The sequence below is a fragment of the Cobetia sp. 1AS1 genome (assembly GCF_029846435.1).
GTDB classification, from domain to species: Bacteria; Pseudomonadota; Gammaproteobacteria; order Pseudomonadales; family Halomonadaceae; genus Cobetia; species Cobetia amphilecti.
In genome coordinates, this window is sequence record NZ_JARWKU010000013.1 from 79566 (window position 1) to 94817 (window position 15252).

14 protein-coding genes are annotated in these 15252 nt (G+C 60.1%); all 14 read left to right on the plus strand.

What is annotated here, in order from left to right; translation table 11 throughout:
- Window positions 1–16 precede the first annotated feature (16 nt).
- Window positions 17–985 (plus strand): 4-hydroxy-3-methylbut-2-enyl diphosphate reductase, encoded by a 969-nt coding sequence (ispH, locus tag QD280_RS16880; protein ID WP_052384823.1) that lies wholly within the window; start codon window positions 17–19, stop codon window positions 983–985.
- A 221-nt stretch (window positions 986–1206) separates the two neighbouring features.
- Window positions 1207–1695 (plus strand): type IV pilin protein, encoded by a 489-nt coding sequence (locus QD280_RS16885; protein WP_279840059.1) that lies wholly within the window; start codon window positions 1207–1209, stop codon window positions 1693–1695.
- A 73-nt stretch (window positions 1696–1768) separates the two neighbouring features.
- A complete protein-coding gene (locus QD280_RS16890) occupies window positions 1769–2269 on the plus strand; it encodes a GspH/FimT family protein (RefSeq protein ID WP_279840060.1) in 501 nt (166 codons plus the stop codon).
- Window positions 2266–2832, plus strand: a complete 567-nt coding sequence (gene pilV, locus QD280_RS16895) for a type IV pilus modification protein PilV (protein WP_279840061.1) — start codon at window positions 2266–2268, stop codon at window positions 2830–2832. The genes QD280_RS16890 and pilV overlap by 4 nt, the downstream gene beginning before the upstream one ends.
- The gene (locus tag QD280_RS16900) at window positions 2829–3818 is read left to right on the plus strand and encodes a prepilin-type N-terminal cleavage/methylation domain-containing protein (protein WP_279840062.1); all 990 of its coding nucleotides are present in this window, start codon (window positions 2829–2831) and stop codon (window positions 3816–3818) included. Before pilV ends, QD280_RS16900 begins: the two co-directional genes overlap by 4 nt.
- Window positions 3818–4396, plus strand: coding sequence for a hypothetical protein (locus tag QD280_RS16905; RefSeq protein WP_192839446.1), 579 nt, complete (start codon window positions 3818–3820; stop codon window positions 4394–4396). The genes QD280_RS16900 and QD280_RS16905 overlap by 1 nt, the downstream gene beginning before the upstream one ends.
- A 13-nt stretch (window positions 4397–4409) precedes the next feature.
- A complete protein-coding gene (locus QD280_RS16910; protein WP_279840063.1) occupies window positions 4410–8027 on the plus strand; it encodes a PilC/PilY family type IV pilus protein in 3618 nt (1205 codons plus the stop codon).
- Between the two features lie 10 nt (window positions 8028–8037).
- Window positions 8038–8376, plus strand: coding sequence for a hypothetical protein (locus QD280_RS16915; RefSeq protein WP_043335952.1), 339 nt, complete (start codon window positions 8038–8040; stop codon window positions 8374–8376).
- The gene (locus tag QD280_RS16920; RefSeq protein ID WP_192839444.1) at window positions 8376–8861 is read left to right on the plus strand and encodes a type IV pilin protein; all 486 of its coding nucleotides are present in this window, start codon (window positions 8376–8378) and stop codon (window positions 8859–8861) included. The genes QD280_RS16915 and QD280_RS16920 overlap by 1 nt, the downstream gene beginning before the upstream one ends.
- A gap of 244 nt (window positions 8862–9105) precedes the next feature.
- A complete protein-coding gene (locus tag QD280_RS16925) occupies window positions 9106–9651 on the plus strand; it encodes a GspH/FimT family pseudopilin (RefSeq protein WP_279840064.1) in 546 nt (181 codons plus the stop codon).
- Between the two features lie 7 nt (window positions 9652–9658).
- Window positions 9659–10141 (plus strand): hypothetical protein, encoded by a 483-nt coding sequence (locus QD280_RS16930; protein ID WP_192839443.1) that lies wholly within the window; start codon window positions 9659–9661, stop codon window positions 10139–10141.
- Entirely contained in the window at window positions 10141–11142 is a 1002-nt protein-coding gene (locus tag QD280_RS16935) for a hypothetical protein (protein ID WP_279840065.1), read from the plus strand. Before QD280_RS16930 ends, QD280_RS16935 begins: the two co-directional genes overlap by 1 nt.
- Window positions 11139–11678: a hypothetical protein gene (locus QD280_RS16940; protein ID WP_054556937.1), complete on the plus strand. Its 540-nt coding sequence runs from the start codon at window positions 11139–11141 to the stop codon at window positions 11676–11678. Before QD280_RS16935 ends, QD280_RS16940 begins: the two co-directional genes overlap by 4 nt.
- Before the next feature lie 13 nt (window positions 11679–11691).
- On the plus strand, window positions 11692–15102 hold the full coding sequence (locus QD280_RS16945) for a PilC/PilY family type IV pilus protein (RefSeq protein ID WP_279840066.1): 3411 nt from the start codon (window positions 11692–11694) through the stop codon (window positions 15100–15102).
- Window positions 15103–15252: the final 150 nt, after the last annotated feature.

A 15252-nucleotide genomic window follows, 5' to 3' on the forward strand; every position in this document is an offset into this window, starting at 1 on the left:
TCAAGCGGAGCCTGTCATGCAGATCAAGCTGGCCAACCCGCGCGGTTTCTGCGCCGGAGTGGATCGCGCCATCGATATCGTCAACGGGGCGCTCGACGTGTTCGGGCCGCCGATCTACGTGCGTCACGAGGTGGTGCACAACCGTTTCGTGGTCGACTCTCTCAAGGAGCGCGGCGCAATCTTCGTCGAGGAACTGCACGAAGTGCCGGATGACGTCATCGTCATCTTCTCGGCGCACGGTGTCTCGCGTGCCGTGCAGGAAGAGGCCGAGCGTCGCAACCTCAAGGTCTTCGATGCCACCTGTCCGCTGGTAACCAAGGTGCACATGGAAGTCCTGCGCTATGCGCGCAAGGGCCAGGATTGCGTGCTGATCGGTCATGAGGGCCACCCGGAGGTCGAGGGCACCATGGGCCGCTATGACACTTCCAAGGGTGGCACCATCCATCTGGTGGAAGACGAGTCCGATGTGGCGCGTCTGGAGGTCAAGGACCCGGAGCAACTGGCCTTCGTCACCCAGACCACGCTCTCGATGGATGATACCGCGCGGGTAATCGACGCGCTGCGCGAACGCTTCCCGGCGATTCAGGGCCCGCGCAAGGATGACATCTGCTACGCGACCCAGAATCGCCAGGACGCCGTGCGCATGCTGGCGGAAGCCTGCGATGTGGTGCTGGTGGTCGGCAGCCCCAACAGCTCCAACTCCAACCGCCTGCGCGAACTGGCCGAGCGCATGCAGACCCCCGCCTGGTTGATCGATGATGCGCAGCAGATCGAGGCCAGCTGGCTCGAGGGTATCGGCAGCATCGGCATCACCGCCGGGGCCAGTGCCCCCGAAGTGCTGGTGCAGGGCGTGATCGATCGTCTGATGGCGCTGGGAGCCTCGGCGCCCGAGGAGCTCGAGGGCCAGGAGGAAAACATCGTCTTCTCCATGCCCAAGGAGCTCAAGGAGCGCTTGATCGCCTCGGATCAGATCCGCGAGCTGTAACGCCTTGTAAGTTTCTGCCAGTGAAGAAGCCGCGACCCTGTCGCGGCTTTTTTGTGCGCGCCATTCGCATTTTGCCATCCAATTCAGCAGTTTCTTGTATAAGCAACGGCATTCTTGAGCACGATCGTTGATCAATCTGGTGCGTATTGAAAAAAAATGTAATGCGCAGTTACCAAAATGATACATAATAGAGGTATAGTTCGTACTCTGGAGAATTCCCCATGCCACGACTGTTCTCGGTCATCGGTGTCAGCAGTGCAGGTGCACGCCGCAAGCCGAGATCGGGGCGCGGGGCAGCTGGCAGGCGTCGGGCCAAGGGCTTCACCCTGATCGAGATGATGATGGTGGTCGCGATCATCGGCATTCTGGCGGCGGTCGCCATTCCCTCCTATCTCGGTTATGTGGAGCGCAGCTGGCGCTCGCATGCCCAGCAGGCACTGGGGCAGCAGGCCAGACAGCTGCATGGCTTCTACTACCAGAATTTTTCCGAGGCGCCCGTGGGGGATGATGACCAGCCGACGGATGGCGTCAGCCGTATAGAGGACGGCGGTGGCAATCTTCGCTACCTGATCACGTATCGCAGTCTGTCTGCCTCGGCCTTCGTCCTGCAGGCGACGCCTCAAGGGGCACAACTCAATGATGACTGTGGCGTGCTGTGGATGGACCAGGACATGAATACCGGTGCCGAAGGAGGAGGTCGGTGCTGGTGATGGTGGGCCCCAGAAGACAGACTCGAGTCCGGCACGGCCGGTCGACCCTCAGCGGCAAGGAGAAGTATCTCTCATGCGCCAATCCCGTGGTTTCACCCTGATCGAGCTGGTCGTGACAGTGGCGATCATTGCCATCATCGCGACCTGGGCGGTGCCGGCCTGGCAAGGCCTGGTGCAGCGCTCTCAGGTGGAGTCCGATGTGCGTGCCCTGACCCATGCGCTCGGCATGGCGCGCAGCACCGCCACCACGCGCGGTGTGGATGTGAGTGTCTGTCCCTATGCGCCGAGCGTCGCCACCCCCAACCCCACGACCTGCGACGATGACTGGGCGAATGGCTGGGTCGTCTATGTCGGGAATACTTCCAACTTCACCCTCGACGACCGCCTGTGGATCCATCAGGACAGCAATGCGGTTGCCCAGTCGGGTGGCGCCGCCAGGATCACCTACAACGATCGCGGCACGCTGACGAGTGGCAACAGTACGCTGGTGTTCTGTGCGGCCTCCGATGCTACCTCTGTGGTAGTGGCGCCTTCAGGCCGTGTACGCCTTGAATCAGGAGGGGACTGCTCATGACAGCATCGTTGATGACCACATCCCTCAAGCAAGCCCTGCAGCCGCGAGCGCTGAGGAAGACATTGCTGTCTCGCCTGCAGCGGCGCCGTTCCGCTCGGCATTCACAGCGCGGCATTGGCCTGATCGAGGCGCTGGTCGCGGTCATGCTGCTGGGGGTTTCCCTGCTGGGGCTGGGGTTGTTGCAAGTTCAGACGCTTCAGCATCAGCGCGTCAGCTACAGCAATACCGTGGCACAACTGCTGTCGCTGGACATGGCTGAGCGTATCCGCGCCAACCTTGAGGCCATCGATCAATATGATGATGCCGATACCACCAATGCGCCGGCGGATGGATGCAGCTCGGACTGCGTGCCCGCAGAGCTGGCGGACCAGGACATCATTGATTGGGGTGACGCCATCATCGGCTCTACGCTGACCAGCGGCGTCGGCAGCGTGGAAGTCGACGAGCGTGTTGTCGGCGGCGCCGGCATCGGCGTTCACGACGTCAGTGTCCAGGTGCAGTGGAGTGACCCCATCAGCGGGGGAGTTGACCAGCAGACCTATCGTTTCGAGGTAGAGCCATGAATCGCTGTTCCCCTGCATCGGTCCGCCGACGCTTCGCCCCCGCCACCACCCCCCCTCATGGCATGAAGCGCCAGGCGGGTGTGGGGCTTGTCGAGCTGATGATCAGCCTGGTGCTGGGGCTGCTGATCACGGCGATGGCCGTGCAGATGTTCTCGACCTCACGCAGTACCGTGAGCACCCAGGAGGCGCTTTCCTATCTGCAGGAATCGGCCCGCTACGTGTCCTTCCGGCTCCAGCCGCTGATGCGCAATGTGGGCTACGCAGGCTGTGCCAATAGCCGCGATATCACCAATGCCAGCTCGGTGGATGCCTCTCACGATCTCACGGCGCCTTTCGGGGGGCAGCAGCGTACCCAGCGGGGCCTCAGCTATTTCAATCTGACGTTCGTCGCTGCCAGCAAGGACGGCGATGAAACCACGCTGACCAGCAGCATGACGTCGTTGGGCGGCCCGCTGTCCGTGCGCAACGGCAGCGAAGATGCCTTCGTGACCAACGAGTATGCGCTGGTCAGTGATTGCAGCAGCACCGATGTCTTCAGGGTGTCGGGCACCACCCAGGGCAATGTGGAAACCAATGACACCCTGTCACGTTCCTACGGCAGCTCTCAGTCTTCGAACGCCTATCTCTACCCGGTGCAGGCCTGGGAGCTGCGGCTGGATGACCAGGCTGACGATTCTTCGGTGCGTTCACTGTATATCGACCGTATCGATGCCGCTTTCGCACGCGAAGAACTGGCCTCCGGCGTACAGGGCTTCGATGTCAGCTTCAGTCTGGATACCACCGGCAATGGCAGTGTCGATCGCGTCAAGGTGCCGGCCGCCACGGTGCGCAGCGAAGGCCGTTGGGATGAGGTGCGCCGTATCGAGATCGCACTCACGCTCGAGAGCCTGCCGGGAGTGGTGCCGGGCGGGGATAACGATGGGCGTTTGACGCGAACCTTCAATCTCACGTTCACACCGCGCAATCTGCAACTGAGGGGCAGCTGATGAATACATCGTCTTCAACGTCCAGAGTCTGCGCGGTCACTCGGGGGCCAGCACGTCAGCAAGGCATCGCCTTGCTGATCGTGTTGATCATGCTGGTCGTGATCGGCCTGCTGGCCGTGACCGGGGTTGAGGACAGTCAGCTGCAGACACGCATGGCCGTCAACAGCCGCAACTTCGAGCAGTCCTATTACAACGCGGAAACCAGCCTGAGCATCGGCGAGCGCGCGCTTCAGGAAAGCCTGGAGGATGGCACCTGGAGCCTGAACAGCTTCGATGACTCGGCTGGCCTGATGCTGGCACTGCCCGAGGATGCACCGCCGATCAACCCGCTCTCGGAAGCGGATTGGCAAGCCAGCGGTATCCAGACGCTGGACAGTGATACCGGTGCGGTCATCGGAGCCTATGTGATCGAGTACCTGGGGAAGGTCGGCGAGCCGCCGCTGAATGCCAGCAACGAAGTGAATGCGGTGGGCACGCGCCTGGATGCCTTCCGTATCAACGCGATGGGCACGGGGGGCGGCAATGGGGCCTCCTGGACAGTAGTGCAAAGCGAGATGGAACTGGGCCCTTACTTCTGAGAGGAGCAAGAATATGCGTTATCTGCTGAGTGGTGCCCTGTGCCTTGTCGCCTTGCCCTGTCTGGCGGCCCCCGGGGAAATCGCCCGCGCCCCGGTCACGGAAGCGACCGGGGTTCAGCCCAATATCCTGTTCATTCTGGATGATTCGGGCAGCATGGCCTGGGAAGACACTCTCAACAAGGGGGTGGAACACTGGAGTCTCCAGCCGGCTTCCTCGCTGATGGGATACACCGGGGTGTATTCCAAGAGCGGGATCTGGATAGAGAACAACCATGATGCCGATGATCGTATCGTTTCCTATACGGATCTTGGCGGGGCGGTCGGGGCCTGCATGGGCTTCAATGTCATGGCCTACAACCCGGCGCTGACTTATGCCCCGTGGGCCGGAGCGGACCGACTGGGAATCGCCTATCAAAACATGAGCCTGTCGAATGTCCGTGAGGATCCTTACGAGCCCACCAGCTCGGCAAGTATGAAGGATGATGTCTACTACGTTCGCTGGGACGACAATGGCGACGGGGACTATGACTATGGTGAATGCGGGGTCTATAGCAACAATTCGGGGCGCTTGTTTCTAGACGAAGATCATGTCGTTGAAGTGGAAGACCTGTCCGCGGCTCAGCAAGTCAACTTCGCCAACTGGTTTACCTACTATCGCGACCGCATGCTGGTTGCCAAATCCGCCATGGCCGGTGTGATCAACGCCAACGAGTCCCGGGTGGGGCTGCGCACCATCCAGGGCCGCAACAACCGCAACGTTGCTGACATGACGGATGTCGATGAGCGTGAAGACCTGCTGGAGGAGCTTTTTACCGCCTATCCCTCCGGTGGCACCCCTCTGCGTACCTCGCTCAAGAATGCCGGTGAGTATTATTCCAGCACTGGAAGCAATGCTCCCATCCTGAGTGCGGATGAGGGCGGCATGTGCCAGCAGAACTATTCCATCATGATGACCGATGGCTACTGGAATGGCTCCAGCCCCAGTGTCGGCAACGTCGACGGTGGCAGCGGCGACTTCATCAGTGCCAGTCACCGTGACAGCTATTCCAATACGCTTGGCGATGTCGCGATGAAATATTATCGCGAGGACCTGCGGACTGACTTGATCGACAGCGTGCCTACCATACCGGGAGTGGACGAAAACTCTGCTCAGCACATGGTGACCTACACCGTCGCTTTCGGTGTGGATGGCTCGCTGTCCGAGAACCCTGCTGATCTCGAGTCTGCCTTCACCTGGCCGCAGCCTTCCGCCAATGCCAATACCACCATCGATGATCTGCGTCATGCGGCCTGGAACGGACGTGGTGAATATCTCAGCGCCGCCAATCCGCAGGCATTGATTGATGCGCTGAACAATATCGCGCAGTCCATCGCAGGGCGCGCGGCCAGCACCGGTAGCCTGGACATCAGCAGTGGTGGGCAGACCAGCGGCGCTTATGTGATTCAGACCATCTATGATCCCGCTGATTGGTCGGGCGATGTGGTTGCACGCAAGATCGGCACCAATGGCGCCTTGAGCGCCACCTCGGACTGGTCCGTCGCGGAGTGGTTGCGTGACGATGATAGCCGTAGCTCCAGCCGCAAGGTGATCACCTACAACCCGGGGATCTCCGAAGTGGATGAGAAGGCGTTCTTCTTCAATATCGAGGAGGCCGGATCACTGGAGGCCGAACAGGTACTGGACCTCGTGGGCTTCCTCGATGAGTCCCTGCTGTCAGAAACGCTGTTGGCAACGCTGCGGAGAACCGTCCGGGATGATGACGACGACGACGACGACGACGATGACGATGATGATGATGATGATGGCATTCTTGGCGGTGTCGGCTCAGTGGTCGGAGGCGTCACCAGTGGCGCGGCCCAACTGACGGGACGCGTCCTGGACACTACCGGTACCTTCCTGAAGCTGGATGGCGCTGATCTTGGCGTCAGAACGTCGGATCTCGAGAACCTGATCGGTTATCTCAAGGGTGACGATGCCTACGAAGGCACCTTGTTCCGCGAGCGTGACGACAACTATCTCGGGGATATCGTGCATGCCTCGCCGGCGATCGTCGGGCCGCCTTCGGCCAGCTATCGCAATGACATGGAAGTGTCTTCGTACCGCTCCTTCAAGACGCTGTATGAGGACCGCCAGAACATGATCTACATCGGTGCCAACGACGGCATGCTGCACGCCATCGACATGGAGACCGGTGAAGAGAAGTTCGCCTACATGCCGTATGCCGCCTTCAGCATCGAGAGCGGGCGCGGTATTCGCCAGCTCGCTGATCAGAACTATGTGCACCAGTACTATGTCGATGCCACTCCGGTCGCACGTGACGTGCATGTCCAGTTGGGGGATGAGGATACGCCCGGCTGGCACTCGGTCCTGCTGGGTGGGCTGGGCGCTGGTGGCAAGGCGGTCTACATGCTGGATATCACCGATCCTGAAGGCTTCGAGTCATTGGGTGAATCTGACGGCACCTCGCCGGCCGAGATCGTGCAGTGGGAATTCACGCACGAGGACCTCGGCTATACCTTCAGCGATATTCAGGTAGCGCGTCTGGATGATGGCAAGTGGTATGCCATCTTCGGCAATGGCTACAACGCCGACAGCGATGGGCGTGCCAAGTTGTTCATCGTGGACCTGGAAGACCCCGACAACTATGCGCTGCTGGATTCTCAACAGGGCAGTAATGCCGGTGGGTCGTGCACCTCTGGCAGCAGTGACTGCAATGGCATGTCGAGCCCTGAGCTGGCCGACGTCGATGCCGATGGCATCACCGACTGGGTCTATGCCGGCGATCTGCATGGCAATGTCTGGGTGTTCGACATGCGCGAGTTCTCGCTGAGCAACATCGGCAGCAGCGAAATGTCGCGTCTGTTCCAGTCATGTGCCGTTGCCTTGAACAGCACGTCATCGACCTGTCCGGCAGCTTCCCGACAGCCCATCACATCGCGGGTAGCCGTGGCACGCAGCGGTGTCTTCAACAGCACCGTCGATACGCCGTACCTGAATGTGTACTGGGGCACCGGGCAATTGCTGACGCTGCAGGATGCGGTCGATACCTCGACGCAATCCTTCTACAGCGTGCTGCATACCGGTTCTTCGACTCGCCGTCATCATGGCCAGCTGGAAAAGCAAAGCTTTTCCAATATCAGCGGCGTGAGTGACGCGCGGACGGTCACGGGGGTAGGCGTCGATTATTCCAATCAGAACAACAATGGTATGCAGTATGGCTGGTACCTGGAGCTACCGGACTCCGGCGAGCGTCTGGTGACCATCCCGGCTGTCCGTGGTGATCTGATTGTCTTCAATACCACCATCCCGGGCTCCAATGGCCCCTGTACTGGCGGTGCCAGTGGTTGGCTGAATGCGCTCAGCTTGCGCAACGGCCTGCAGCCGGTACGCAGTTACAACAATGTGCAGCAGGTCTTTGATTACAACGCTGATGGCGAGGTCAACGCGAGCGACAACGTCAACAATCAGGTCGTACTCTCGATCAAGACAGAAGGCGAGCCCACCTCACCGAAATTCCTGGGTGATACCCAGTATGTCGGTCAGGGTGGCACCAATCAGGTGGTCGAAATGGCCATGGACTTCGGGATCGATGGGCTGGAAGGCCGTAGTGCCTGGTATCAGCTGCGCTAGGAGAGAGACCATGAAGACATCACGACTTAAGCTGACTGGTAGTGGACTGATGCTGGCGGCGGGCTTGCTCTTCACGAGCTGGGGCTCCCAGGCCCTGGCGGAAGATGCCCCGATTCCGCTGGTCATGGAGCAGAGCGTCACCGGCGTCATCGACGAGCGAGAGGGGGATCAGCTGCTCGTCGACGACATGGGGTTCGTGCTTCAGCCGGATAGCCGGATACTCAATCGCAATGGGCGCGAGCTGAAGGCCTTCCACCTCACGCCGGGGCAGGAGGTCGAGGTACGCTTTGACCCACGTGGTGAGCCGAAGCAGGTCATCGACATCACGCTGCTGCGTCGGGGGCGCTGATGATCAGACGAACAGTGGGTTCTCGGGCACAAGGCGGCTTCGGTCTGCTGGAACTCATGATTGCCGTGGCCATCATCGGCATTCTGGCGGCGATCGCCTATCCCAGCTATCAGGATCAGGTGGAGCGTTCACGTCGCACCGACGCCACCACCGCCTTGCTGGCACTGGCCCAGACCCAGGAGCGCATCATGGCAACCTGCGGTGAATACGCGACGGCCAGCGTGACAGCGGCGACCAGCTGTGGAGATGCGCTTGGAGGCGGTGGCGGTGGTATCGGGCTGGGCCAGGCAGATGCCGTCAGCGAGGAAGGCTTCTACAACCTGGCCGTCGCAGGGGATGCAGACAGCTATACCCTGACCGCCACTGCTACCGGCAGTCAGGCTAATGATGAGGACTGCGCCACCTTTACGCTCACGGAGCTGGGAGTGAAGGGAGCGGCAGTCCTTGAGGACTCGGAAGACACTGACAGCAGTGATTGTTGGTAGCCACTGACAGCCGACATTGCATGGCAAGCACCTGAAGCCTCGATCTACGATGATCGGGGCTTTTTTTGTTTGGTAGGCGAGGCCCAGTCGAGAAATATGGAATAACGGTGATTATGGGGAGTTTTCGGAATGATGGGTAATCTTGTGTAACATAATGATTCCATCTGTGGTTCATAGACGTTAAATTGCCCAATTTCACGCCCTGCAGGGTGCTTTGGCCTGCGTGGCTTTCAGGGGTAAGACGATGCAGCTTTTTCCTGCACTTCGGCATGGATGTCAGCAGGGCCGCCAGCAAGGCTTCACGTTGATTGAGCTGATGATCACGCTGGCCATTCTCGTGATCACGATCACGATTGCCGTCCCCGCCTGGCAGGGGGTGGTCGCGCGCAACGCCGTCACCGGCACGGCCGAGACGCTCGTGGCTTCCATCAACTATGCGCGTAGCGAGGCGGTGGCCAGCGGCGACGACATAACGCTTTGCCCCCTGAATGCGCAGGGTGACGCCTGCATGAATTCCACCAGCTGGAGCAATGGCTGGGCGGTGGTGCAGGGCAGTCAGGCCGAGGCACGGGCGTCGCTGGGCGATGACCTGTTGCGCGTATTTGATGCCGCCATCACCGTGCAGGCGGGTGTTGCCGGCGTGACTTTCGATGATCAGGGCGCGACCTCTGATTCCACCTGGTTGTTGATCTGCGATCAGTCGGGCGGGCAGGGCCATCGCCAGCTTGAATTGACTCCCATCGGACGAGTATTGACGGAGACTTATGGCAGCGATGACCAGAGTTGCTGAGCTTGGCATGCCCCGCGCAAGCGGTGGCCAGCAAGGTACCAGCCTGCTGGAGGCGTTGATCGCTCTGCTGTTGATGGGGCTGACATTGCTGGGGTTCGGGCTCATGCAGATGGAGAGTCTGCAGGCCAACAACGAGAGTTACGCGCGTACCGAAGCCCGTATTCTCCTGGTCAGCATGGCTGAGCGCATTCAAGCCAACCCCGATGGCGTGGATGACTATGATGGGCTTTCCACTGCGGGGGCAGGAAATCCGGGCGGTTGTCCCTGCAGTGTTGCCGAGCTTGCGGCCCGTGATGTGGCGGTGTGGGCGGACAGGCTTGAGGACAGCAGTCTGAACGCGCCGGTCGGGTCCATCGCCAGCAGCGGCAGTGACCTTCTCACCCTGACCCTCGGCTGGAGCGGTGCCGCGCAGCTCGGGCAGAACGAAGACAGCATGGACGCCGATGCTCAGGCGTTGAGCGAGACCCTACAGATACGAGTGGTGCCCTGATGTCGTCGAAAGCCTCCCTCCCGCTGCGAGCCTTCGCGTCGCGCTCGCCTCGGGCGCCGCGCTCGATTCCCTCACGGCATGCCCAGCAGGGCGTCGGCCTGGTCGAATTGATGCTGGCGCTGGTGCTGGGACTGTTCATTTCCGCCATGGCGCTGGAATACTTTCTGGCCTCGCGCTCTACCCTCAACACCACGTCTGCCGTGTCTTACCTGCAGGAGTCTGCACGCCACGTCACACGCCGCCTGCAGCCATTGGTGCGCAATGCCGGCTTTTCCGGCTGTGCGTCGGTGAGCAGTGTCAGTGATGGTACCGGCAGCCATGCGCTGTCCGATTCTCCTCTGACGGCCGAGTCCGACACGGTGGCGGGGATCACCTACGACCGTCTGGCCTTGCAGGTACCGGCGCTGGGAGCGCAGCGCGGTTGGCAACTCGGGGCGAGCGTCGCCCAGGGCGATACCTCGCTGACCCTGGAGGACTACACCTCCGGCACGCTGGAGACGGATAGCGTCGTGCTGATCAGCGACTGTGAGAGCGGCGACATCGCGCGCCTCTCGGGCGATGGCAACAACTCGCTCGAGCTGTCGAGCGCCGTCGAGCACGGCTATGGCGGCACCATACAGACCCAGGCATATGTCTATCCGCTGCAGCGTTGGTACCTGTTGCTGTCACAGGCCGATGACGACTCCCCCGTTCGGCTCTGCCTGAACGGCGAGGATGTCGATGGCGACCCGGCAGCAGGCTGTGGCGAAGAAGTGGCGCGATACGTCGAAGCGTTGGACCTGACCTTCGATACGGCCTCCGGCAGCGGTAGCGCGAGTCGCTTTGCCGTGGAGCGCAGCGTGGCGGAAGTGGAAGCCGCGAACGACTGGAGCAGCGTCAGACGGATCCACATCAGCCTGACCCTCAAGACGCCGCCGACGATCAACGTCGAGGGTGAGGGGAACGGTGAGTTGCAACGCACCTTCGATATCACCCTGAGCCCGAGGAATATCGGTCTATGAACCAGGCAAGTTCTTCCAGGCCGCCACGCCAGCAAGGCATGGCATTGCTGGTCGTGCTGATCATGCTGATCGTGGTGGGCGTGATGGCGGTGACAGGCAATGAAGATACCCAGTTGCAGACCCGCATGTTGATGAATACCCAGTTCTACGACAACGCCTACGCGGAGGCCGAGAGCCTTCAGCAACAGGCTGAGAGTCGTCTGCTCGAGGGGGAGCTGACCCTGGATGATTTCGGTGGGGACGGCTTCTATGACGTCACGGCGGGGGAGGACCTGGACTTCGATCCTCTGCAGGCAGACGCCTGGGAGGGGGAAGGTGTCTTGAGTGGTGATGCGGCTGACAACGGCAACTATGTCATCGAGTATCTCGGAGAGACGACGGAAGGCGTTCTGAATGACGATAACCTGAGCAGCAGTCAGTTGTTGAATGCCTTCCGCATCACGGCCGCCGGTTGGAGTCTTGAGAGCGCAGGTGACCCTGATAGCAGGAAGCGTGCACTGGCAGTGGTGCAAAGCGAAATCATGATGGCCGATTGAAGGGAATCTATCGATGAAATCGAAGCACTCACCCCGCCGTAGCGGCTTGCGTCGTATTCACCTGCCGGCCTTGCTGTCAGGCGGGCTGCTGGTCGCCTTGCCCGTGCTGGCAGATAGCGACACGCTACTCCAGTTGCCCACCACCCAGAGTGTCGGTGTTACCCCCAACGTCCTGCTGGTGCTGGATGATTCGGGCTCGATGACCTGGGAAGACACCTTTGATGGTGGTAGCTCCTATCAGGGCTACAACATGCTTTATAAGAAGCGACAGGTATGTGAGTGGGTCGAGAAAAAATATAGTAATGGATGGAAGTGGTCCTGTGAATATGTCTTCAAGCCGCAAGATCTTTCCAACAAATACTTCTGTGCTGACTCCAATAGCCAAGCCTATGACCCGGATCAGGTCTATCAGCCCTGGAAGTCTGGAAATGGGGATGAGCGTTATGATGACATGGACCCGGCAGCGGCGTGGATTGATTTCAATGAAGGCGATGATGAAGACAATCTGGTTGACCTGACGGATCCGGATCTCGAGTTTCGTTATTACACTGGCAGCAATTGCAGTGACAGCAGCGAAGTGCAGGTTTCGGATCTCACCCCGGATGAGCAGGTCAACTATGCCAACTGGTTCACTTATTATCGCAGTCGCTTGAATGTCGGCAAGGCTGCCGGTCTCGAGCTGCTTTCCGATATTGAGTACCGTACCGGCTTCATCACCATCAATCCCGGCTCAGAGACGGCAACCAAGGTAAAGGTCGATGATATTCTGGATTCGATCATAGAATATGTCACCAATGTACTGGGTAATCTGGTATCAGTCGTCACGACAAGTGACAGTGGCAACGATCATCTTGATGAGATCAAGGATGCCATCGTCAAAACTGAAATCAGCTCAAGCAACACCTATGTGTCGACGCCCTTGCGTGAGGCACTCTACCGCGCTGGTGAATATTACAGTGACAATTACTCCAGCCTGGGTTCCACGCCGATTCTTTCCGAAGATGAAGGCGGTATGTGTCAGCAGAACTTCACTGTTTTGATCACGGATGGTTTCTGGAATTCCGAAAACTCTTCCGCCTCCAATAATATTGAAAGCAAGATCGGCGATGCCAATGGTGACGGACGAACCTGGCGGGAAAGTTATAACTACAGTTATGGCGGTGATGCCACGCTGGCGGATGTCGCTTATTATTATGCTCATAATGATCTCTTGCCGAAGCTTGGAAGCGGGACCTATGAAAAGCAGGTGATGACGACCTATACGGTGGCGTTCGGGGTCGAGTCGACCAGTAACGACTGGGATGACAAGGATCGCGTCATCGAGAGCAGCTCCAGCACTATCGATGACCTGGAGCAGGCGGCCATCGATGGCGGTGGCTCCTACTTCAATGCCTCCAGCCCGACGGACCTCGTCTCGGCCCTGGCGGCGATCGCCTCCGAGATCGTCGCGGTGGGCAACAGTGTCAGTGGCCTCTCCACCAACCTGACCACGGCCAGTGTCGAGACGGACAGCCAACTGATCGAGAGCCGCTATTCCGCCTCGACCTGGACGGGTGATGTGGTGGCCTCGTCGGTACAGGAGGGCAAGGACGTCGAGGATGACGACCAGGTCTGGAGTGCTGCCACCCAGTTGAGTGAGGCATTGGAAGAGAAGGATGGTGTTGAGTCGCGTACGGTCTTCACCATGTCCGGCGGCAACGGAGTCGAGTTCACGACCGACAACGCGGGCCGTCTGAGCTCCAGCCAGCGCAATGATCTCGCGCGCATGGAGGTCGGTGGCAACTCCACCGATGACCATGTGGAGGCGGCGATCGAATGGTTGCGGGGCAGCGATGAATACGAAGGTGATGGCCTGCGCAATCGCACTGGCGTCCAGCTGGGCGACATCATCGGCTCGTCGCCTGTCGTCGTGACTCAAGAAGACTCGACGACAGAGGGCAGTGTCTTCGTCGGGGCCAACGACGGCATGCTGCATGCCTTCGACCTCAAGACCGGCAACGAGCAGTTCGCTTACATTCCGGAACTGCTCTACAGCGAAGAGGACGACGCAGGGTTGGGGTATCTGACGGACCCGGGCTATCAGCATCGCTACTACGTCGACGGTGAACTGCGTCTGGCCAGCCTGAATGGTGAGGAGTGGCTGGTATCCGGTCTCGCCGGCGGTGGGCGCGGCCTGTTCGCGCTCAATGTCACCAAGGCCGTGGCAGGCGAAGACTTCGACGAAGATGATGTGGTGCGCTGGGAATTCGGTGCCAGCGACGATGATGACATGGGGCATGTCTACGGCAGCGCGCATATCGTGTCACTGAACAACGGCGACAGCGCGGTGCTGGTCGGCAACGGTCTGGAAACGGCCGATGAGAACGCCGCGCCGACGTTGTTCGCATTGGAGCTTGATGGAGTCAATGCCGGCGGCGTGATCGCCAAGCTGTCCCCCAGCGGAGTGACCGGCGGATTGGCAAACCTGCAGGTCGCGGACCTCGACAGCAATGGCACCGTCGATTTCGCCTATGGCGGAGACCTGCAGGGGCGGCTGTGGAAGTTCGACCTCAGTGATGACGACAGCAGCAAGTGGAGTGTCACGCGCCTGTTCACGGCCTGTGCTACCAGCCTGACCGGCGGGGAGTGCCAGACGGACGCGTTGCAGCCGATCACCGTCAAGCCGACACTCAGTCGCTACTCCGGCGAGACGCACACCATGGCCTCGCCCAATCTGCTGGTGTCCTTCGGGACCGGCCAGGACATGTACGCCGATGCTGAAGATGAAGCCTGGGTCACGCAGAGCCTCTACACCGTGCTGGATACCGGCGGCAGTCATACCAGCCTGACGCGCAGTGACCTTGAGGCACGCAACTTCGTCAGCGGCAGCTACACCAACGGCGAGCTGACAGGCCGGACCCTTGGCGGCGACAGCTTTGCCTACTATCCCAGCCAGCTCGAGGATCAAGACACGGATCGCTTCGGCTGGTATCTGGATCTGGACGCCTCCGAGCAGGAAGAGCTGGTCGAGCCGGCCAATCTGCTCTCCAATCTGGTGGTCTTCTCCACCAGCACGTCCAGTACCGGAACCAACTTCTGTGAAAGTACCGGCGGTGGCTGGCTGGTCGCGCTGGACACCGAGACAGGTCTGCCGACCTACGACGATAGCGAAGGCAGCTACGTGACCATCTTCGATTTCAATCAGGATGAGGCCTTCAGCGCTGATGACCTGGTCGGTACCCTCGTTGATGGCACCGTCGCCGTCGGCAATGTCATCGTCAGCGTCAAGTTGAGCGGTACACCGACGTCCAGTGTCAGTGTCGGTGATACGGTCTACGTGGGCACCAGTTCGCTGGGCAGCGAGGAGGGCGGTGTCTCGTCCTATGATCTCAACGTGTCCAGCTCGACGGACACCGGCCGTGTCTCCTGGTATCAGCTGCGCTGAGCCCGCCTCGGACATGAGGCAAGGATGACACGCTGCGCCGCCACGCCTTCCCCGGAGTGGCGGCGCCTTGCCTTTCAGCAAGGTTTATTTCCTTCTGGCAGGCTTGCTCGATGCCTTTTAGCCGAGGCTTTCGCCCGAGTCTTTCACTGA